This window comes from Microvirga terrestris (assembly GCF_015694425.1).
Classification (GTDB): Bacteria; Pseudomonadota; Alphaproteobacteria; order Rhizobiales; family Beijerinckiaceae; genus Microvirga; species Microvirga terrestris.
On sequence record NZ_JADQDN010000008.1, the window covers coordinates 57,880 to 77,365 of the forward strand.

At 65.2% G+C, this 19,486-nt stretch carries 19 protein-coding genes and 1 tRNA gene; 10 read left to right on the top strand and 10 right to left on the bottom strand.

Features of this window, described 5'->3' with window-relative positions; genetic code table 11:
• Positions 1-121: 121 nt before the first annotated feature.
• Positions 122-625 carry a DUF6622 family protein gene (locus tag I2H36_RS15490; RefSeq protein WP_196264801.1) on the top strand — a complete coding sequence of 168 codons (504 nt, stop codon included), beginning with the start codon at positions 122-124 and terminating at the stop codon, positions 623-625.
• A 51-nt stretch (positions 626-676) separates the two neighbouring features.
• On the opposite strand, the gene I2H36_RS15495 is transcribed toward I2H36_RS15490, so the two are convergent.
• The 5 genes from I2H36_RS15495 to I2H36_RS15515 form a co-directional block, all read right to left on the bottom strand.
• Positions 677-1,423 carry an SDR family NAD(P)-dependent oxidoreductase gene (locus tag I2H36_RS15495; RefSeq protein ID WP_196264802.1) on the bottom strand — a complete coding sequence of 249 codons (747 nt, stop codon included), beginning with the start codon at positions 1,421-1,423 and terminating at the stop codon, positions 677-679.
• Between the two features lie 4 nt (positions 1,424-1,427).
• Positions 1,428-2,708 (bottom strand): beta-ketoacyl-ACP synthase, encoded by a 1,281-nt coding sequence (locus I2H36_RS15500; protein WP_196264803.1) that lies wholly within the window; start codon positions 2,706-2,708, stop codon positions 1,428-1,430.
• A 10-nt stretch (positions 2,709-2,718) separates the two neighbouring features.
• Positions 2,719-3,840, bottom strand: a complete 1,122-nt coding sequence (locus tag I2H36_RS15505; RefSeq protein ID WP_196264804.1) for a beta-ketoacyl-ACP synthase — start codon at positions 3,838-3,840, stop codon at positions 2,719-2,721.
• A complete protein-coding gene (locus tag I2H36_RS15510) occupies positions 3,840-4,301 on the bottom strand; it encodes a 3-hydroxyacyl-ACP dehydratase FabZ family protein (RefSeq protein ID WP_196264805.1) in 462 nt (153 codons plus the stop codon). Before I2H36_RS15510 ends, I2H36_RS15505 begins: the two co-directional genes overlap by 1 nt.
• A gap of 193 nt (positions 4,302-4,494) precedes the next feature.
• Positions 4,495-4,776, bottom strand: coding sequence for an acyl carrier protein (locus I2H36_RS15515; protein ID WP_009490841.1), 282 nt, complete (start codon positions 4,774-4,776; stop codon positions 4,495-4,497).
• A 307-nt stretch (positions 4,777-5,083) separates the two neighbouring features.
• Between I2H36_RS15515 and I2H36_RS15520 the strand changes: the two genes are divergently transcribed.
• Positions 5,084-5,806 carry a fused DSP-PTPase phosphatase/NAD kinase-like protein gene (locus I2H36_RS15520; protein ID WP_196264806.1) on the top strand — a complete coding sequence of 241 codons (723 nt, stop codon included), beginning with the start codon at positions 5,084-5,086 and terminating at the stop codon, positions 5,804-5,806.
• A 3-nt stretch (positions 5,807-5,809) separates the two neighbouring features.
• Here I2H36_RS15520 and I2H36_RS15525 read toward each other — a convergent pair whose 3' ends face one another.
• From I2H36_RS15525 to I2H36_RS15535, 3 genes are all read right to left on the bottom strand, one after another.
• Positions 5,810-7,591: an ABC transporter ATP-binding protein gene (locus I2H36_RS15525; protein WP_196264807.1), complete on the bottom strand. Its 1,782-nt coding sequence runs from the start codon at positions 7,589-7,591 to the stop codon at positions 5,810-5,812.
• Between the two features lie 135 nt (positions 7,592-7,726).
• A complete protein-coding gene (locus tag I2H36_RS15530) occupies positions 7,727-10,120 on the bottom strand; it encodes a transketolase (RefSeq protein WP_196264808.1) in 2,394 nt (797 codons plus the stop codon).
• A 145-nt stretch (positions 10,121-10,265) separates the two neighbouring features.
• Positions 10,266-10,340: transfer RNA gene (locus tag I2H36_RS15535), tRNA-Gly, on the bottom strand.
• Between the two features lie 149 nt (positions 10,341-10,489).
• Here I2H36_RS15535 and I2H36_RS15540 point away from each other — a divergent pair.
• The 4 genes from I2H36_RS15540 to I2H36_RS15555 are packed head-to-tail and all read left to right on the top strand — an operon-like array spanning position 10,490 to position 12,888.
• Positions 10,490-11,029: a prolyl-tRNA synthetase associated domain-containing protein gene (locus I2H36_RS15540; RefSeq protein WP_196264809.1), complete on the top strand. Its 540-nt coding sequence runs from the start codon at positions 10,490-10,492 to the stop codon at positions 11,027-11,029.
• A gap of 38 nt (positions 11,030-11,067) precedes the next feature.
• Positions 11,068-11,964 (top strand): thioredoxin, encoded by an 897-nt coding sequence (trxA, locus tag I2H36_RS15545; protein WP_196264810.1) that lies wholly within the window; start codon positions 11,068-11,070, stop codon positions 11,962-11,964.
• Positions 11,965-11,989: 25 nt separating this feature from the next.
• Entirely contained in the window at positions 11,990-12,661 is a 672-nt protein-coding gene (locus I2H36_RS15550; RefSeq protein WP_196264811.1) for an LON peptidase substrate-binding domain-containing protein, read from the top strand.
• 11 nt (positions 12,662-12,672) lie between these two features.
• Complete coding sequence (locus tag I2H36_RS15555) at positions 12,673-12,888, top strand: Trm112 family protein (RefSeq protein ID WP_190846049.1); 216 nt, start codon at positions 12,673-12,675, stop codon at positions 12,886-12,888.
• Between the two features lie 251 nt (positions 12,889-13,139).
• On the opposite strand, the gene I2H36_RS15560 is transcribed toward I2H36_RS15555, so the two are convergent.
• Positions 13,140-14,024 carry an HpcH/HpaI aldolase/citrate lyase family protein gene (locus I2H36_RS15560; protein WP_196264812.1) on the bottom strand — a complete coding sequence of 295 codons (885 nt, stop codon included), beginning with the start codon at positions 14,022-14,024 and terminating at the stop codon, positions 13,140-13,142.
• A 169-nt stretch (positions 14,025-14,193) separates the two neighbouring features.
• Here I2H36_RS15560 and I2H36_RS15565 point away from each other — a divergent pair, with 169 nt between their 5' ends.
• From I2H36_RS15565 to I2H36_RS15580, 4 genes are read left to right on the top strand one after another with little or no spacing between them, the layout of a single operon-like run.
• The gene (locus tag I2H36_RS15565; protein ID WP_196264813.1) at positions 14,194-14,934 is read left to right on the top strand and encodes a DUF429 domain-containing protein; all 741 of its coding nucleotides are present in this window, start codon (positions 14,194-14,196) and stop codon (positions 14,932-14,934) included.
• Positions 14,931-15,872, top strand: coding sequence for a threonine/serine dehydratase (locus I2H36_RS15570; protein ID WP_196264814.1), 942 nt, complete (start codon positions 14,931-14,933; stop codon positions 15,870-15,872). The genes I2H36_RS15565 and I2H36_RS15570 overlap by 4 nt, the downstream gene beginning before the upstream one ends.
• A gap of 15 nt (positions 15,873-15,887) precedes the next feature.
• Positions 15,888-16,565: a carbonic anhydrase gene (locus I2H36_RS15575; protein ID WP_196264815.1), complete on the top strand. Its 678-nt coding sequence runs from the start codon at positions 15,888-15,890 to the stop codon at positions 16,563-16,565.
• A 57-nt stretch (positions 16,566-16,622) separates the two neighbouring features.
• A complete protein-coding gene (locus tag I2H36_RS15580) occupies positions 16,623-18,230 on the top strand; it encodes a glycoside hydrolase family 43 protein (protein WP_196264816.1) in 1,608 nt (535 codons plus the stop codon).
• A 49-nt stretch (positions 18,231-18,279) separates the two neighbouring features.
• Here I2H36_RS15580 and I2H36_RS15585 read toward each other — a convergent pair whose 3' ends face one another.
• Entirely contained in the window at positions 18,280-19,311 is a 1,032-nt protein-coding gene (locus I2H36_RS15585) for an aspartate-semialdehyde dehydrogenase (protein ID WP_196264817.1), read from the bottom strand.
• Between the last annotated feature and the right edge of the window lie 175 nt (positions 19,312-19,486).

The following is a 19,486-nucleotide window of genomic DNA, read 5'->3' on the forward strand; positions in this document are numbered from 1 at the left end:
ACGGGAGAAGCTGATTGCGGCGGCTTAAAGGGCTGGTGGAGGAATGGCAAGCTGTTGGCGGTTTTCCTCTCATTCATACCCATATAACAATACAGAGTTGTCTTCAGGTTAAGGGGCGGTCGTGAGCACCATCTTGGCAATCGTTACAGGTGCCCCTGCATGGGTTTGGGCAGTTCTCGCCCTGATCATCTATCTAGGCATGAGAGCCCTGAAACCGAGAAGCGGAACGCCTGCGCGCCTTTCCGTCGTACCAGGCATTTTCCTGGCGTCAGCGCTCGGCACGCTTTTGCTTTCGTCACGTCTCTCGGACATTCTTCTCGTGTGGCTTGCCAGTTGTCTTTTGGGGATCGGGATCGGGGCATCCTGGACCATGCTACTCCGGATCGACATCGACAGAACACGGGGGATCATCTGGATGCCCGGGACGGCGTTCTGGCTCGTGACGGGCCTCACCATGTTCGGGATGCGCTACGCCATAGAGGTCTACATAGCCTTCAACCGAAACCTGGCCCAAGAGGCCTTATGGTTTGCGCTGCCCTATGCCGTCATGGGCTTAGGTACCGGAATGAGTGCCGGCTGGTGGGCTGCGTTGATGACCCGCTATTTGCGCGCCGCCGAGGCGTGAGAGATGCGACAGACATAGCTATGGCTTATGCTGTCATTCCAGACATAGCGTTTACCGATGCACGCCCAGCATTGAGGTCAGGCCACCGTCGATGGGCAGCACCGTGCCGGTAATGTAGGCGGCGGGCTCGCTCAGAAGGAAGGCGGCGAGGCCGGCGATCTCGTCCGGCTTGGCGAAGCGCCCGGCCGGGATCTGCTTTTCCATGTTGTCGCGATAGGCCGCGTAGGGCGCCATCATGTCCGTGTCGATGAAGCCCGGGGCGATCACGTTCACGGTCACATTGCGCTTGGCGGTTTCCACGCTGAGCGTACGGCAATAGGAGATCAGCGCGCCTTTCGAGGCCGCATAGGCGGCGTTGCCCGGATTGCCCTGGAGCGCCGCCACGGACCCGATGGCGACGATGCGGCCCTGCTTGGCGCGGATCATGCCGCGCATGAGCGCCTTGGCAATGCGGGTGAACGACCAGAAGTTCACCTGCATGGCGGCTTCGGCCTTGTCCTGCTGCATCATGGCGGCGAGCGCATCGTAGGGCTGACCGGCATTGTGGATGAGCCCGAAGAAGCTCTCGCCCTCGATGGTCTCGCAGAAAGCTTCCAGCGCCGCCTTGTCGGCGAGATCCACGGAATGGGCCGTGACGGTGCGGCCAGCATTTGCCTGCATCAGCTCCTGGCTAAGCGCTTTCGCGGCCTCACCCGAGGAGCGATAGGTGAAGTCGACATCGTGGCCGGCGGCCACGAGCGCCCGCACGATGGCGGCACCGACGCCTTTGCCACCGCCCGTCACCAGAACCCGTGTCATGATCTCAAGCCCCCTTCGGCTCGGCCCCGAAGACGAGGCAGGTGTTCTGGCCGCCGAAGCCGAAGGAGTTGGAGAGCACGTAGTTCACCGTCGCGTCGCGGGCGACGTTGGGCACCACGTCGAGCGGGATGGCCGGGTCCGGCACCTGATAATTGATCGTCGGCGCGATGCGGCCGGTGCCGATGGTCATGAGCGACATCACCGCCTCCACCGCACCGGCGGCCGTCAGCGTGTGGCCGATCATCGACTTGTTGGAGGAGATCGGAACGCTCGCCATGCGCTCGCCGAACACGGCCGTGCAGCTCATGGCCTCCATCTTGTCGTTCTCCGGGGTCGAGGTGCCGTGAGCGTTGACATAGTCGATGTGATCGGGTGCGAGGCCTGCATCCTCCAGCGCCTGACGGATGGCCGTGATGGCCGGCATGCCGTCCGGGGACGAGCGGGTGCGGTGGAAGCCGTCACCCTTCTCGCCACATCCGAGCACATAGCCGAGGATCCTGGCGCCGCGCGCCCTTGCCTTCTCGGCATCCTCCAGAACGAGCGCCGCGCCGCCCTCGCCCATGACGAAGCCGTCGCGATTCTTGGAGAAGGGTTTCGAGGCGCCCTCCGGGTTATCGTTTTGGGTTGAAAGAGCCGAGAGCAGGGAGAAGCGGATGAGCGATTCCGGGTTCACCGAGCCGTCGGTGCCGATGCAGAGCGCGGCGTCCGTTTCGCCCCGGCGGATCGCCTCGACGCCGAGCTGGATCGCCGTGGCACCCGACGAACAGGCGGTCGACAGCGAGATCGGCGAGCCCCTGGTGCCGAAGCGGTCGGCCACCCGGTCGGCCACCGTGCCGAAGATGAAGAGATCATGCCAGGGCTTGAACTCGCCCGAGGCTGCGGCCTTCAGCAGATCCTTGTAGGTGACGTCGCCGTCCTGTCCGGAGGCCCTGGCCAAAGCCGCGCGCTGCGGCCATTCCATCTCGACCGGCGGCACGGCGATGAACAATGCGCCCGGGAAATCGCTCGATGCCAGCCCTGACTGGCCGACCGCTTCCTCCGCCGCCAGCATGGCGAGCCGCTCGGACAGCAGGGGGGCGCAGAAGGGCTCCACATCGACCGAGTCGATGGTGCCGGCAATCGTGGTGCGCAGGCCCTCCGTGGGGAAGCGCTCGATGCGGTGAATTCCGGACCGGCCGGCCGTCAGCGCAGCCCAGGTGTCGTCCTTGCCCTGGCCGAGGGACGTGACCACGCCCATGCCGGTGACGGCGACGAGCGGGCGGCCCTGTTTGTCGCGAAGCGCCATAGCCTTCTCCTCAAGCCTTGGTGAGCCGGATGGCGCCTTCGCCGCGCCAATGTCCGATGGACGTGACGAGTGCCTCGCCCGCTTGGCCTCCGGCGATCAGGCCTGCGGCCAGCGCGACACCGATGGGCGCCTGGGCTTCCATGGTGTGACCGACGAGATCGCCCGTCGCATGGACCGCAGCGCCGGGGGCAATGTCCTTGAGCGTCGCCCGCTCCTCGTCCGTGATGGCCTTGATGCCGGTGGCACCGGAGATCACCGTGTCAGGCTTCGCCCCGAGCTGCCGCGACAGATCGTGAAGCGCGGTCTCGACGCTGTCCGGCTTGCGGCGGCTGCGGTCGGAGGCGACGCCGGCAATGGCGGCAAGCGGCTTTGCGCCGCGCGCGGCAGCGTGCTCGCGGGATTCGAGCACCAGGAAGCAGCCCCCGCTGCCCAGGATCATGCCGCCGCCCTGAGCCGGGCGCTCCCAGACGGAAGCGTAGGGCTTCTTCCAGAGGAAGCCACCCATCTCGTAGATGAGGAGCACATCGGGGCGCTCGGCATTGTACGAACCGCCGACGAGGAAGATGTCGTCCTGACCCGAGGCGATGCGCTCGCGGGCGATGCGGATGGCGTCGACGCCGCTCGATTCCTCACCCATGAAGGTGCGGGAGGCGCCGGTCACCCCGTGGACGATGGAGATGTTGCCCGCGAGCAGGTTGGAGAGCTGAGCGAGAAAGAGGGTCGGGCGCAGGTCGCCCATCAGGCGCTCATTGAGGAAGACGCCGGGATTATCAGCCTGGCGCAGCCCGGTGAGGATCTGCCCGTCGACGGCATAATCCCGCTCGCCGCCACCGGCCGAGACGATGAGCTGCATGCGGCCCTTGAGAGCCGCATCCTCCTTGGCGCCGGCGGCATCGAGGGCGAGGCCCGCCGCATAGCAGCCGAGCTTCTGCCACGGCTCCATCTGGCGCTGGTCGGATTTCTTCGGGATCTGCCGGTCCCATTCGAGGGGAACGGCCGGGTGGACCGGGAAGGGCTCGAAACTGGCCGCATCCGTATTCGGGGTGCCACAGGCCAGCGCCTTCAGATGCGCCTCAAGGCCTTCCCCGGCCGAGGAGACGAGGCCCACTCCCGTAATGACGACGTCGCGCATCACAAATTTTCCTCCAGGAGGCCGATGCGCTTGGCTTGCGCGCGCATCAGGCCGTCCATGCCGTCAGGAAAGGGCATGATCCGGAAGCGCAGCTCAGCGTCGCAGATCGGCTTGCCCTCGGCCCTGATCCTGGCCTTGGTCACCGCATAGCCCGAACCTTCATGCTCCAGCTGCGCCGTGACGGTGAGCACCGTACCCGGTCCGACGAAGGTGCGAAAGCGCGCCTTGTCGACGCCCATCAGGAACGGCATGTGGGTGAAGCCCATCAGGCCGAGCACGAGATAGCCGGAGGCCTGAGCCATGGTCTCGGTAAGGAGAACACCGGGCACGAGAGGATGGCCGGGGAAATGCCCTTCGAAGACGGGGCTTTCCTGGGGGACGACGGACGACACCTCGATCCGCTTGGTCTCGCGGTCGAGGGCCGTCACCTGGTCGATCATTTCAAAATATTCGAGGCGCATGGTTTTGCAGAACCTGTCCCCCTCCCCCTTGTGGGGAGGGGCTAGGGGCGGGGGTGCCAGCGATGAACTGGACCAGCGTGACGCTTACACCCCCACCTCCAACTCCTCCCCACAAGGGGGAGGAGGGCTGCGTCGCGCCTACCATCCCGACGAGCCCCTCAAGGCCTACCTGCCGGGATAATCTTTCTTGTCTTCAGGCCTGCTTGGCGGCCACCAGCGCATCGATGCGCGCCACAAGGTTCTTCAGAACGAAGTATTCCTCGGCCGGAGCCTTGCCCTCGTTCACTTCCTGGGTCCACTGCTCCAGGGGCAGCTTGATCCCAAAGGCCTTGTCGATCGCGAACGCGATATCGAGGAAGGCAAGCGAGTCGATGCCCAGATCCTCGATGGCGTGGCTCTCAGGCGTGATCTGCTCGCGCGGGATATCGGCGGTCTCTGAAATGATGCCGGCGACGGTCTCGAAGGTGGACGACATGACGCCGCTCTCCTGAAATGCGTGTTGGTCTCAACGATGCGGCGCCGGCAAGCTTGGGAAGGCCGGTGTCCAGACGCTCTTGTCGTTGACGAGGGTTGTTTCGGAGCGCACCCCTTACACGACGGGCGCCGGACCGGCAACAGATTGGTTGCGCTCAGCGGATCAGGCCTTGCCGGGGGAGCGGGAACTTTCCCTGCGGCAACGGCATAGGCAGCAGCCGATTGATTATTCGGCGCCTATCGTCGATAAGGGCCGCCTTCGGGCTTGAACCGAATGATCTTACATAAAAAGAGATTGCTGGATCGACGTGTTCAACAGGTTCCTTAAGCCTGAAGTCCGCTATGCCCGCCGCATGGCCCGGATCGCCCGATGGGACAGGCCCGTCGAGGGCCTGTCCGGGCGCCTGCGCGCCTGGGCCCATATGCTCATTGCCGATCACGGCGTGTTCCGGCTCTTCTACCTGAACAAGCACCCGGTCACCGACCAGCTCTGGCGCTCGGCCCAGCCGGCACCGCACCAGATTGCCGCCCTGAAAGCCGAAGGCATCAAGACGATCATCAACCTGCGTGGCGGCCGGGAGCACGGCTCGTGGCAGCTCCAGAAGGACGCTTGCGACCGGCTCGGCATTAACCTCGTGGAGTTCGTGGTGCGCTCCCGCGGCGCACCGGACCGGGAGACCCTGCTCTCCGCCAAGGAATTCTTCGACACGATCGAATACCCGGCGGTCCTGCACTGCAAGTCGGGGGCGGACCGGGCCGGCTTCGTGGCTGCTCTCTATCTCGTGGTCTATGAAGGCAAGTCCATCGACGAGGCCCAGCGGCAATTGTCCATGCGCTATGGGCATTTCCGCTTCTCGAAGACGGGCATCCTGGATGCGTTCTTCGACCTCTACCGCCGCGACGGCGAAGCCAAGGGCATTCCGTTCCTCACCTGGATCGAGACCCGGTACGATGCGGACGATCTGGAGCGGAATTTCCGGTACGGTTTCTGGTCCCACATTCTCGTCGACAGGATCATGCGGCGCGAATAGGCCTCAGGAGACCACCAGGCTGGGCTCGCTGTCGTCGGACAGCTGCAGGCGATGCAGGCGGGCATAGGCTCCCGCCTTGGCGATGAGAGCCTCGTGCGAGCCCGTTTCCGCGACCCGGCCCTTTTCCATCACGACGATCTTTTCCGCGTTGCGGACCGTCGAGAGGCGGTGGGCGATCACCAGGGTGGTGCGGCCCCTCATCAGCTTGCGGATGGCATCCTGCACCAGCCGCTCCGATTCGGAATCGAGGGCACTCGTCGCCTCGTCGAGGAGCAGGATCGGCGCGTCTTTCAGGAAGGCGCGGGCGAGCGAAATGCGCTGGCGCTCACCGCCCGACATGCGGCCGCCGCCAGGCCCGACCACCGTGTCGTAGCCTTCCGGCATTCTCATGATGAAATCATGGGCGGCCGCTGCCTTGGCGGCATTCACGATCTCCTCGTCGGAGGCGTTGGATCGTCCGAAGGCGATGTTGGCCCGGATCGTGTCGTCGAAGAGGATCACATCCTGGCTCACCACCGCAACAGCCTGCCTCAGGCTTGCCAGGGAGACGTCACGCACATCCTGCCCGTCAACCAGGACGGCGCCCCGGGTCGCATCGTAAAGGCGCGGCACGAGGGACAAGAGCGTCGACTTGCCCGAGCCGGATCGGCCGACCAAGGCTGTGGTCTGCCCGGCCTCGGCCACGAGACTGACGTGGTCGAGGGCGGCCGCCTCACCGTCGTATGAGAAGGACAGGTCCGCAAACCGGATCTCGCCGCCCGCCAGCCGTAGCGGCTCGGCCCCCGGTTTGTCCTGGATCTTGGGTGCCTGATCCATCACGTCGAAGGTGCGATGCAGGGCGGCCGCCGCCTCCTGGACGATGGCGTTGAGGTTGCCGAGCGCCCGGACCGGATGCGCCGCCATGACGAGGGCGCTGACGAAGCCGGTGAAATCTCCCACGGTGCTGTCCCCGGCGAGAATGCGCTGGCCGATCAGCATCAGGACGATGGCCACGGCAAGGCCGCCGCCCGTCTCGAGCACCGGATCCATCCGTCCACGGGCATTGGCCGCCTTCATTTTGAGGCCGCGGACGTCGTCGAAGGTCTTGGCAGCCTTGGCTTTCAGATAGCGCTCGAGCCCGTAGGTCTTGGCAATGCGGGTGCCGGCGAGGCTCTCGGTGATGAGGCTCGCCATCACGCCGGTCTGCTCCTGGGTCGACGCGGCCACCTGGCGCAGCTTCCGGCCGATCTTGTTGACCGGGTAGGCGAAGAAGGGCGCGATCACGGCCGCCACGATGGTCAGCACCGGGTCGATCCAGAGCATGGCGGCGATCAACGCAATGAGGGTCGTCGACTCGCGCAGGAATACCGTGGAGAGGCGGGTCAGCGCCTCCCGGATGAAGGAGAAATCCGTGGTGAAGCGCTGGGTCAGCGCCGCCGGGCTCTCGCGGTCGATCTGGGAGAGATCGGCCTCGATCATGTGGCCGTAGAGAGCCGTCTGCATGTCGGCCTCGATCCGGGTCACCACCTTGTTGGTGAGCACGGTGAGCGCGAGCAGCGAGAAGCCCTTCACGGAGGTTACGACGATCACGAAGAGCGGGGCCAGCATGATGGCCCGGGCATCCTTGATGTCGAAGGCGTCGAAAGCCGCCTTGATCAGGACCGGGTAGAGCCCCGTCGCGCCGGACACCAGGGCGACCAGCACAAGCACCACGGCCAGCGTCTTCCGGTGCGGGCGCATCCAGTCCCGCCACAGACGGCTGATCAAGGGAAGGGTGTCACCCCGAAGGATGGTCTTGGACGCCATGGATTCTGCGAAGTTCCCGATTAGAGGCACGCGGTTAGCATGTGAACCATTCGGCCGCAAATCTTTCGGAATGCTCCCAGGGCCTCAGCGCTGCTTTGCCGCTTGCAGACTTCCCCCGCTCCCCCTCGGTTCCTGCTAGACCGCCCGCAGATGGCGCATGGGGCGGCCTGGGGCGATCATCTCGGCGGCCGCAATGATGCCCCGCGCGTCGATGCCGAAATGGCGGTAGAGGTCCTTGACCGTGCCGGTCTGGCCGAAATGCTCCACGCCCAGGGAGCGGGTGCGGTGACCCATGACCGAGCCCATCCAGGCGAGCGTGGCCGGATGACCATCGATCACCGTCACCAGACCGCAATGGGGCGGCACGTCGGCAAACAGGCGCTCCACGTGGGAGCGGGCATGAACGAGGCCGCGCTCGCGGGCGCGCTGCGCCGCCGTCCAGCCCGCATTGAGACGGTCGGCCGAGGTAATGGCGAGCAGGCCGATATCGCGCCGGTCCTCAGCCATGAGACCCACCGCTTGAATAGCTTCCGGCGCGACCGCGCCCGTATAGGCTACGACAACTTGAGCGTTCGGCCCGGGCTTCCGCAGCCAGTAGGCGCCGGCCATGATGTCGTCGGCCAATTCCGGCGTCATCTCGCGCTGCGGCTGCTCCAGGGTACGGGTGGACAGGCGCAGATAAACCGAGCCGCCGGTCTCGTCGCGCAGCCAAGTCTTCTCATTGGGCTCACCTCCCTCGCGCTGCATGTAGTCGAAGGCCCAGCGCATGATGACCGCAAGCTCGTCCACGAAGGCGGGCTCGAAGGATGCCAAGCCATCCTGCGCCATGCCGACCAGCGGCGTGCCGATCGACTGGTGCGCACCGCCCTCCGGGGCCAGCGTCACACCGGACGGCGTGGCGACGATCATGAAGCGGGCATCCTGGTAGCAGGCATAGTTGAGCGCATCGGCGCCGCGATAGATGAACGGGTCGTAGAGGGTGCCGATAGGCAGGATGCGCTCGCCGAAGAGGGAATGCGACAGACCGAGTGCGGAAAGCACGATGAAGAGGTTCATCTCGGCGATGCCGAGCTCGATATGCTGACCGGACGGCGAGAATTCCCAATTGTAGGTGGAGGGGATCCGTTCCTTCTTGAAGGTGTCGACCAGGCTCTCGCGGGCATAGAGCCCGCGCCGGTTCACCCAGGCCCCGAGATTGGTCGAGACCGTCACGTCCGGCGCCGTGGTGACGACCCGCGCGGCAAGCGCGTTGTCCGAGCGCGCCAGTTCGTTGAGGATGAAGCCGAAACCCTGCTGGGTCGACATGGCCGGATTGGCCGGGAAGGTGAGCTTCTCCGGCACCGGCACGGCCGGAGCGGCGTAGCGGCGGGTGCCCTTCTGGATGAACGGCACCGCGCTCAGGAAGCGCTCGACCTCGGCCTGTGGGATCGTCACGCCCTCGAACTTGTCCCATTCATGGCCGGGGCGCACCCCTTGGGTCTTCTGCCAGGCCTCCATTTGGGAGGGTGTCAGCATGCCGGAATGGTTGTCCTTGTGGCCGGCGAGCGGGAGCCCGAAGCCCTTGATGGTATAGGCCAGGAAGCAGACCGGGCGGTCGTGCCCTCGTGCCTTCTCGAAGGCGTCGAGCAGGCTCGGCAGGTCGTGGCCGCCGAGATTGGCCATGAGCTCGGCAAGCTCCTCGTCCGAGCGCTTCTCGATGAGGCGGGTGACCGGCCCCTGGTCGCCCAGGTCGTCGAGCAGGCGCTTGCGCCACGCGGCGCCGCCTTGATACGTCAGGGCGGAGTAGAGCTGGTTGGGGCAGGAATCGATCCAGTCGCGCAGCTTCTCGCCGCCGGGCTCCTTGAAGGCCGCCTGCATGAGCGAGCCGTGCTTGAGTACCACCACGTCCCAGCCGAAATTGCGGAACAGCGCCTCGAAGCGCTGCCACAGGCCCTCGCGAATCACCGCGTCGAGGCTCTGCCGGTTGTAGTCGATGATCCACCACGTGTTGCGGATGCCGTGTTTCCAGCCTTCCAGCAGGGCCTCGAAGATGTTGCCCTCGTCCATCTCCGCATCGCCCACGAGCGAGATCATGCGGCCCTCGGGCTTGTCCTTGGCCCAGCCATGAGCCTTCACGTAATCCTGCACGAGGCTGGCAAACAGCGTCTGGGCGACGCCGAGGCCCACCGAGCCGGTGGAGAAATCCACGTCGTCGATGTCCTTGGTGCGGGAGGGATAGGATTGCGCACCCTTGTAGCCGCGGAAATTCTCCAGCTTCTCGCGGGTCTGGCGCCCGAAGAGATACTGGATGGCGTGGTAGATCGGGCTGGCATGGGGTTTCACCGCCACCCGGTCCTCGGGGCGCAGCACCGAGAAATAGAGCGCCGCCAGGATGGTTGAGAGGGACGCGGAGGAGGCCTGGTGCCCGCCGATCTTCATCCCATCTTCATTGGGACGCAGGTGATTGGCGTTGTGGATGGTCCAGGTGGAGAGCCAGAGCACCTTGCGCTCGAGTTCCTTCAAGATGCTCAGGTGCCGTGCGTCAGCCATGGGGTCCCTCCCGGTTTTGCCGAGATATAAGCCCAATGGTTTTTCGAAGCGAGGCCTAAGGCTTCAGCGAGGCCTTGAGGGATTGAAAAACGAAAAGCCCGCCGGTTGGCGGGCCTTCGTGAAACTCTCAAAGCTTGAGAGAAATTGGAGCGGGCGAAGGGATTCGAACCCTCGACCCCAACCTTGGCAAGGTTGTGCTCTACCCCTGAGCTACACCCGCGCTCCGCGATGCCGAGGCATCGTTGCGAGGCCCGTGATGTGCCCCAAAACAGCGCGCTTTGCAAGAGGGTCCCGCAGAACTTTTCTGGCAAACCCTTGAGCCTGCTTCATCCGGTCGCTAGAAGCCAAAGAGGTTTTTGGAGAATTGCCTTGGCCCATCTGTCCCCGCAGGAACTCCTGAATCGCCTGTCCGCCCTCGGCATCCAGACCGAGACGGTGGAGCATGAACCCGTCTTCACGGTGGCCGAGTCGAAATCCGTCAAGGAACGAATCCCGGGAGCCCATTCCAAGAACCTGTTCGTGAAGGACAAGAAGGGCCGCTTCTTCCTGATTTCCGCCAAGCACGACACGGCCATCGATCTCAAGCGGATGCACGAGGTCCTTGGCGCCTCAGGCCGCCTGTCCTTCGGCTCCGCCGAGCAGCTACGCGCGCTGCTGGGCGTCGAGCCCGGTTCCGTCACGGCCTTCGCCGTGGTGAACGACACGGACGGCAAGGTCACGATGGTGCTCGACGCCAACCTCATGGAACACGAGCGGGTGAACTTTCATCCCCTGGTCAATTCCATGACCACCGGCGTGTCGCGGGAGGATCTCGTGACGTTCCTGCGCGCCACGGGCCATGATCCGCTGATCCTGCGCCTGCCGGAGCCGCCGGCGGAATTGCCAGACAACGCTCAAGCTCCCATCTAAGGGAAATTCGTCTTCCGCCTCCACCCTTCGAGGATCGCATGCTCTCCGACAATCCCGCCCCGTCCGACGATCTGGTGAAGGACACCACCACGGCAAATTTCCGACAGGACGTGCTGGCTGAATCCATGCAGCAACCGGTGCTCGTGGATTTCTGGGCGCCCTGGTGCGGACCCTGCAAGCAGCTCACCCCGATCCTGGAAAAGGCCGTGCGGGCCGCCGGCGGCAAGGTGAAGCTCGTGAAGATGAACATCGACGATCATCCGCAGATCGCCGGTCAGCTCGGCGTGCAGTCGATTCCTGCCGTCTTCGCGTTCCAGCGCGGCCAGCCGGTGGACGGCTTCATGGGCGCCCTGCCGGAAAGCCAGATCAAGAGCTTCATCGAGCGCCTGGTGGGGCCCCTCGGCCCCAGTGCCGTGGAGGAGATCCTGGCTGAGGCCGACAATCTGGCGGCCGCCGGTGACATGGGCGGGGCGGCCGAGCTCTACGCCGCCGTCCTCTCGCAGGATCCCGAGAACGTTGCGGCGCTCGCGGCGCTCGTGAAGCTCCATGTGGAGGTGGGCGATCTCGAGGGCGCCAAACGCTTTCTCTCCATGGCGCCCCAGGCGAAGGCCAATGATCCGGCGATTGCCGGCGCCCGCGCGGCCATCGAACTGGCCGAGCAGGCGGGCTCCCTGGGCGACCTGGCGGATCTCCAGCGCCAGGTTGAGGTGGATCCTGCGGACCATCAGGCCCGCTTCGATCTCGCCGTCGGGTTGAACGCCCGCGGGCGGCGCGGAGAAGCTGTCGATCACCTCCTTGAAATCGTCCGCCGCGACCGCAATTGGAACGAGGACGGCGCGCGCAAGCAGCTCGTTCAGTTCTTCGAGGCCTGGGGCCCGATGGACGAGATGACGCTGGCAGGGCGGCGGAGGCTTTCCTCGCTGCTGTTCTCCTGATGCGCCCAAGTTTGGGGAGATCGGAATGGGAATGAACGCGGTATACCGAGGGCCGGAGGATTGCCCGTCGGTCATCCCGGTCTTTCCTCTTCCCGGCGCGCTTCTTCTCCCGCGCGGCCAGATGCCGCTGAACATCTTCGAGCCGCGTTATGTCGCGATGGTGGATGAGGCGCTCAAGACCGACCGCGTCATCGGCATGGTGCAGCCCGACGCGGACAATGACGCCCATGCCTCCGTGCCGAAGCTCTACCGGGTCGGCTGCGCCGGCCGCGTCACCCAATTCGCCGAGACCGGCGACGGGCGCTACCTGATCACGCTCATCGGCGTTGCGCGTTTTCGCATCGAAGAGGAGCTGCCGCCGATCGATCTCTTCCGCCGGTGCCGCGTGAGTTTCGAGCCTTTCGCGTCCGACTTCACGGCCCGCGCGGGCGAAACGGAAGTCGACCGGGCCGGCGTGGTCAAAGCCCTGCGCGACTTCGTCGACGCCGTGCACGTAAAGGTCGACTGGCGTGGGATCGAGGAGGCGCCGAACGAGGCCCTCGTGAACGCGCTGTGCATGATGAGCCCGTTCGGGATCCGCGAGAAGCAGGCGCTGCTGGAAGCACCCAATCTCAAGTCGCGGGCCGAAGTACTTATCGCGCTCACCGAGATCGAGCTCGCCCGCAGCAGTGCCGGCTCCGACTCGACCCTGCAATAGGAATTTTGACGATGGTTCCCGACACACCCGAGACGCCCCAGGCCGTGGAGGCAACGCGAATCGACCCCAAGCTCCTGGAGCTTCTCGTCTGCCCGCTCACTAAGGAAACGCTGGAATACGACGCGGCGCGACAGGAGCTGATCAGCCGCCGCGCCAAGCTCGCCTACCCGATCCGCGACGGCATCCCGATCATGCTGCCGGAAGAGGCGCGGCCGTTGGGGGATTGAGCTTTCTCTTTGGCGTCATCCCGGACGAAGCGCAGCGAAGGTCCGGGATCGCGTGCAGGATATAGTGCTGTTTCCCTCCCCCTTGTGGGGAGGGGGCTGCGAAACAGCCAGGGTGGGGGTGCCGGCGCCCCCACCTTCATAGGCTATCGCTCACACCCCCACCTCCAACTCCTCCCCACAAGGGGGAGGAGGGCTCACGCGCTATACTCTTCACGCGATCCCGGGTTCTGCTGCGCCGTCCGGGATGACATTCACAATGAACGCTCCCCAATCGCCGCTGCCAGCGCAAGAACGCGCCTTGCCATCTCGGCATGGAGCCGCTCGACCATGCGGCCGTCGAGGTTGATGGCGCCTTTGCCCGCGTTCTCCGCCTGGTCGAAGGCTGCCGCGATGGCGCGGGCGCTCGTGATCTCCTCCGCTGAGGGCGCGAAGATCTCGTTGGCGGTTGCAATCTGATTCGGGTGGATCAGCGTCTTGCCGTCGAAGCCACCATCGCGGCCCTGCTCGCACTCTGCGCGAAAGCCCTCTGCATCGGAAAGGCTGTTGTAGACCCCATCCAGAATGTCGATGCCATGCGCCCGCGCGGCGGCGAGCGCCGTCATGAGCCAGGGCAGCATCGCGGTGCGTCCCGGCAGCAGGCGGGCGCGAGTGTCCTTGGCGAGATCGTTCGTGCCCATGACGAGGCAGTCGAGGCGCGTGTCGACATCGCGGGCCGCGCTCGCGATCGACTCCGCATTCAGAACCGCAAGCGGTGTCTCTATCATGGCCCAGACGCGGGTGCGCTCCTTAGCCCCGAGCTTGCGCAGACTGAGACCCACCGCCGCGAGCGTCTCTGCCGACGAGACCTTCGGCACGAGAATCGCATCGGGCGCCGCTGCAACGGCGGCCGCGAGATCCGCCTCGCCCCAAGGCGTTTCGAGGGCGTTGATGCGAATCACCAGCTCACGCCTTCCGTAGCCGCCGGCCTGGACCGCCGCGCAGACCTGCTCGCGGGCCTCAGCCTTCATGTCCGGCGCCACCGCATCCTCAAGGTCGAAGATCACCACGTCCGCGGCAAGCGTCTTCGCTTTCTCGATGGCCCGGGCATTGGAGCCTGGCATGTAGAGCGCTGAGCGGCGCGGGCGGATGGTGGTCATGGCGTCTTCCTCACGATGCGGATCGGTCTTAATCGTGGTCCCATCTGAAGAACAGTGTCATTCCCGGGAGGACGCGTCAGCGGAGGGGAAGGGAATCCACTCACCCGCACTGCGCTTTGGATCCCCTTCCCTCGCTTCGCTCGGCCTGAGGATGACAAGGAGGCTCGGAATGTGGGTTGCAGGCGTCGACGGCTGCCGGGCTGGGTGGATCGCGGTGGTCCTGCGGGTGGACGACCCGCACGCCCATCGCATCATGACGGCGCCGACGCTCGCCGCCATCGCGGACGCACCTGAAAAGGCAGAGGTGATCGCGGTCGACATGCCCATCGGGTTGCCCGAGCGCACGGATGGCTCAGGCCGGCTGCCGGAGCAGCTGATCCGTCCGCTGCTTGGGCAAAGGCAATCGTCCGTCTTCGCCATCCCCTCGCGCCGCGCCGTGGAGGCCGAGGATTACGGAGAGGCCTGCGCGATTGCGGCTGCTACCTCGGATCCGCCGCGAAAAGTCTCCCGCCAGGGCTTTGCGATCTTTCCCAGGATCCGCGAGATCGACGCGCTGCTGCGGGCGCGGCCCGATCTGCTGCCGCGCGTGTACGAAGTGCATCCGGAACTCGCCTTCTGGGCCCTGAACCATGCTGAGGCCCTCGGCCAGCCGAAGAAGGTGAAGGGCATACCCTATGGACCTGGCATGGCCCTGCGGCGCGAACTGCTCACGCGATCCGGCCTCCTGCCCGATGAGCTGATCCATGCACCTCCTCCCCGGGGAGCCGCGCAGGACGACCTGCTCGATGCACTCGCGGGGTTGACCGTGGCGCTCGATATCGCGAGAGGTGGAGGACAACCCTTTCCCGACCCGCCCGGCCGCGACGCCCACGGCCTGCCGGTCGCCATCTGGACCCTGCGCATCTCATGACCATCATTCGCGCCGAGATCGAAGCCGCCCATGCCCGCATCGCCCCGCACGTGCGCCGCACGCCGGTCCTGCATCAGAACCGGGCCTTCGGCCATGACGGGCCGGTCAGCCTGAAGCTCGAATTTCTGCAGCACGCGGGCTCGTTCAAGACGCGCGGCGCCTTCAACGCGCTCCTGTCGCAGGAGCTGCCGTCCGCCGGTGTCGCGGCAGCTTCCGGCGGCAACCATGGCGCGGCGGTGGCCTATGCGGCGAGCCAGCTCGGCGTGAAAGCCCGCATCTTCGTGCCGGAGATCTCGAGTCCCGCAAAGATCGCCGTCATCCGCTCGCACGGCGCCGAGGTGGTGATCGGCGGCGCGCGCTATGCGGACGCCCAGGAGGCCTGCGACCGCTTCGTCGCAGAGTCAGGCGCCCTGCGCATCCATCCTTTTGCCGCGGAAAGCACCATGATCGGCCAGGGCACGGCGGCGCTGGAATGGGAACAGGACGGCCCTGCCCTCGACACCGTTCTCGTGGCGGTAGGCGGCGGCGGGCTCATCAGCGGCGTGGCGAGTTGGTGGGCGGGCCGCGTGAAGGTGGTGGGTGTGGAGCCGGAAGGCTCTCGGGCGCTCCACGCGGCACTTGCAGCCGGAGGGCCGGTCGACGTGGAAATCGATTCGGTGGCAGCCGATTCGCTCGGCGCCAAGAACACCGGCGATCTGGTCTACGAGGTCTGCCGCGGGACGGTCGATCATGTGGCCCTCGTCACCGATGCGGCGATCCGCGATGCCCAGCGGACGCTCTGGCGCGATTACCGCATCGCCTCCGAGCCCGGCGGCGCAGCCGCTCTGGCCGCGCTGATATCCGGCGCCTATATGCCACGCTCAGGTGAAAGAATCGGCGTGCTCCTGTGCGGGGCCAATGTCGAACTCCAGAAGCTCGCCGAACTCGTGCATCCCTAATCGCAAGGACGACCCATGTTCCCGACCCGCCTGACCGAAGGATACCGCGCTTTTCTCGATGACCGCTTCCCGCGCGAGAAGAACCGCTTCGAGACGCTTGCTGAAAAAGGCCAGTCGCCGGAGGTGATGGTGATCGGCTGCTGCGACAGCCGGGTGTCGCCGGAAGTCATCTTCGATGCGAGCCCCGGCGAATTGTTCGTGGTGCGAAACGTAGCCAATCTCGTTCCGCCCTTCGAGACCGGCGGTGAGTTTCACGGCACGTCCGCGGCCCTTGAGTTCGCCGTGCAGGCGCTGCGCGTGAAGCACATCGTGGTGCTGGGCCATGCCCGCTGCGGCGGCATCCGGGCCTTTGCGGACGATACGGCTCCGCTGTCGCCGGGCGATTTCATCGGCCGCTGGATGAGCATGATCGGGCCTGCGGGCGAAAAGCTGGGGCCGCATGACGGCAACCTGGAAGAATACCTGCCGCGGCTCGAACTCGCCGCCATCGAGCACAGCCTCCGGAACCTGATGACGTTCCCCTGCGTGCGCATCCTGGTGGAGCGCGGCAAGCTGCATCTCCACGGCGCCTATTTCGGTGTTGCCAACGGTGTGCTGCTGGTGCGCGATCCCGAAACCGGCGAGTTCAGGCCGGCCGTGGACGACTTGCCGGAGCGCGTGTCGATGTTTTCCGCCCGGGAGGTCAAAGGCTAGGATTCCTCGGCCGCCTGTACGATCCTTCGCCTTCCCGTCGGTTCACCGGAAAGATCTATGGCCATCATTCGCAATCCCATCTTGCCGGGCTTCAATCCGGATCCGGCCTTTTGCCGGGTCGGCGACGATTACTACATCGCGACCTCCACCTTCGAGTGGTATCCGGGCGTGCAGATCCACCACTCCCGCGATCTCGTGAACTGGCGGCTGGCTTCCCGTCCGCTGAACCGCAAGACTCAGCTCGACATGCGGGGCAATCCCGACAGCTGTGGCGTCTGGGCGCCGGCCCTCACCTATGCGGACGGCCTGTTCTGGCTGATCTACACCGACGTGAAGCGCCGCCTCGGCAACTTCAAGGACACGCATAACTACCTCGTAACCGCGCCGTCCATCGAAGGCCCGTGGTCGGATCCGATCTACATGAATTCCTCGGGCTTCGACCCGTCCCTGTTCCACGACGATGACGGCCGCAAGTGGTTCGTCAACATGGTATGGGATCACCGCCGCCGCCGCTCTTCGTTCGACGGCATCCTGCTGCAGGAATACTCGACAAAAGAACAGCGCCTCGTCGGGCCCATCAGGAACATCTTCAAGGGCAGCCCGCTCGGTCTCGTCGAAGGACCGCATCTGTGGAAGCGCAACGGCTGGTACTATCTGACCGTGGCCGAGGGCGGCACCGCCTACAACCATGCGGTCACGATGGCGCGTTCAAGAACCATCGACGGTCCCTACGAGCTTCATCCCAACATCCATCTCATCACCAGCAAGGACGCGCCGGATGCGCCGCTCCAGCGCGCGGGCCACGGCTTTTATGTGGAGACGTCAACAGGCGAGGTGTTCCACACCCATCTGTGCAGCCGCCCCCTGCCGGGAACGCGGCGCTCGCCTCTGGGCCGCGAGACGAGCATCCAGCGGGTGGTCTGGAGCGAGGACGGATGGCTACATCTGGCGCAGGGCGGGCAGGTACCGGCCGTCGAGGTTGAAGGACCAAACCTTCCGCCGCATCCCTTCCCGCCCGAGCCCGAGGGCCACGACTTCGACGAGACCGAACTGCCCTCCGCGTTCCAGTGGCTGCGTACGCCTGAGCCGGACCGCATCTTCTCGCTCTCGGCGCGGGCCGGCCATCTTAGGCTCTACGGCCGCGAGTCGATCGGCAGTTGGTTCGAGCAGGCGCTGGTGGCCCGCCGCCAGACCTCCTGGGTCTATTCGGCCGAAACATCGCTGGAATTCGAGCCCGAGACCTACCAGCAGCTGGCAGGACTGATCTGCTACTACGACCGCGCCCGCTTCCACTATCTCGCCGTCTCCGCCGATGACGACGGACGGCGCGTGCTTCAGGTCATCTCGTGCCTTGGGGATCATCCCGATGCGCTGATGACCTATGCGCTTGAGAGCGATCTCCCTCTGCCGGACAACGGTCCGGTCCATCTCGGCGTCGATGTGCGTCTGGCGGAGCTGCAATTCCGGTGGTCCCAGGACGGCAAGGCCTGGACGCCGGTCGGACCGGTTCTCGATGCGAGCATCCTGTCCGACGAGGCAGGTCCCGGCGCCCACGGCTCGTTCACGGGAGCCTTCGTGGGCATGGCCGCGCATGACATGACTGGGCGCGCATTCCCGGCGGATTTCGACTTCTTCAGCTATCGTGAGAGCCTGTCGGAGGCTTGAAACAGAAAGGCCGCCCGAAGGCGGCCTTTTCATTAGATTTGCGGATCGATCAAGCCGCCTGCTTCTTGGCCTTCAGCAGGCCGCGATTGACCATGGATTCCGCGATCTGGATCGCGTTCAGCGCTGCGCCCTTGCGCAGGTTGTCGGAGACGCACCAGAACGACAGGCCGTTCTCCACCGTGATGTCCTCGCGGATGCGGGAGATGTAGGTGGCGTCCTCGCCGGCGGCCTCGTGTGGGGTGATGTAGCCGCCGGGCTCGCGCTTATCGACCACCATGACGCCTGGCGACGACCGCAGGATGTCGCGGGCCTCGTCGGCGCTGATCGGGTTCTCGAATTCCACGTTCACGGCTTCCGAGTGGCTGATGAAGACCGGCACGCGCACGCAAGTTGCGGTGAGCTTGATCTTCGGGTCGAGAATCTTCTTGGTCTCGGCCATCATCTTCCACTCTTCCTTCGTGTAACCGTCCTCCATGAACACGTCGATATGGGGGATCAGGTTGAAGGCGATGCGCTTGGGGAACTTCTTCTCCTGCACGTCCTGGAGCGAGTAGAGCGCCTTGGTCTGGCGGTCGAGCTCGTCCATGCCGTCCTTGCCGGCGCCGGAAACGGACTGGTAGGTGGCAACGACCACCCGCTTGATGGTGGCGCGGTCATGGAGCGGCTTGAGGGCCACGACGAGCTGGGCCGTGGAGCAGTTCGGGTTGGCGATGATGCCCTTCTTCATGTCGCGTAGCGCCTCGGCATTCACCTCCGGCACCACCAGGGGCACGTCTTGGTCGTAGCGCCAGGCGGAGGAGTTGTCGATCACGACCGCCCCCTGAGCGGCGATCTTCGGCGACCACTCCTTGGAGACCTCGCCACCGGCGGACATGAGGCAGATATCGACATCGGAGAAGTCGTAAGTGTCGAGGGTCTTCGTCTTCAGGATCTTGTCGCCAAAGGAGACTTCCGACCCCTGGCTGCGGCGGGAGGCCAAAGCCACCACTTCGTCGGCCGGGAAGGCCCGCTCGGCGAGGATGCTCAGCATCTCGCGGCCCACATTGCCGGTCGCACCGACGACGGCGATCTTGAAACCCATGTGACTTCTCCTGTTGCGGCTCTCCCCGGAAAACTTGAAAACCCTGCTCGGGTGTCGCCTCTCGCCCCGTGGGAGAGAGGACCGGGGACGACGAGGCTTATTCGGCTGTTTTCACAGCCGAGGTTTTTCCAAACCATTTGGCGGTTTTCGTTTTGCTCGTCGTCTGGGTGAGCAG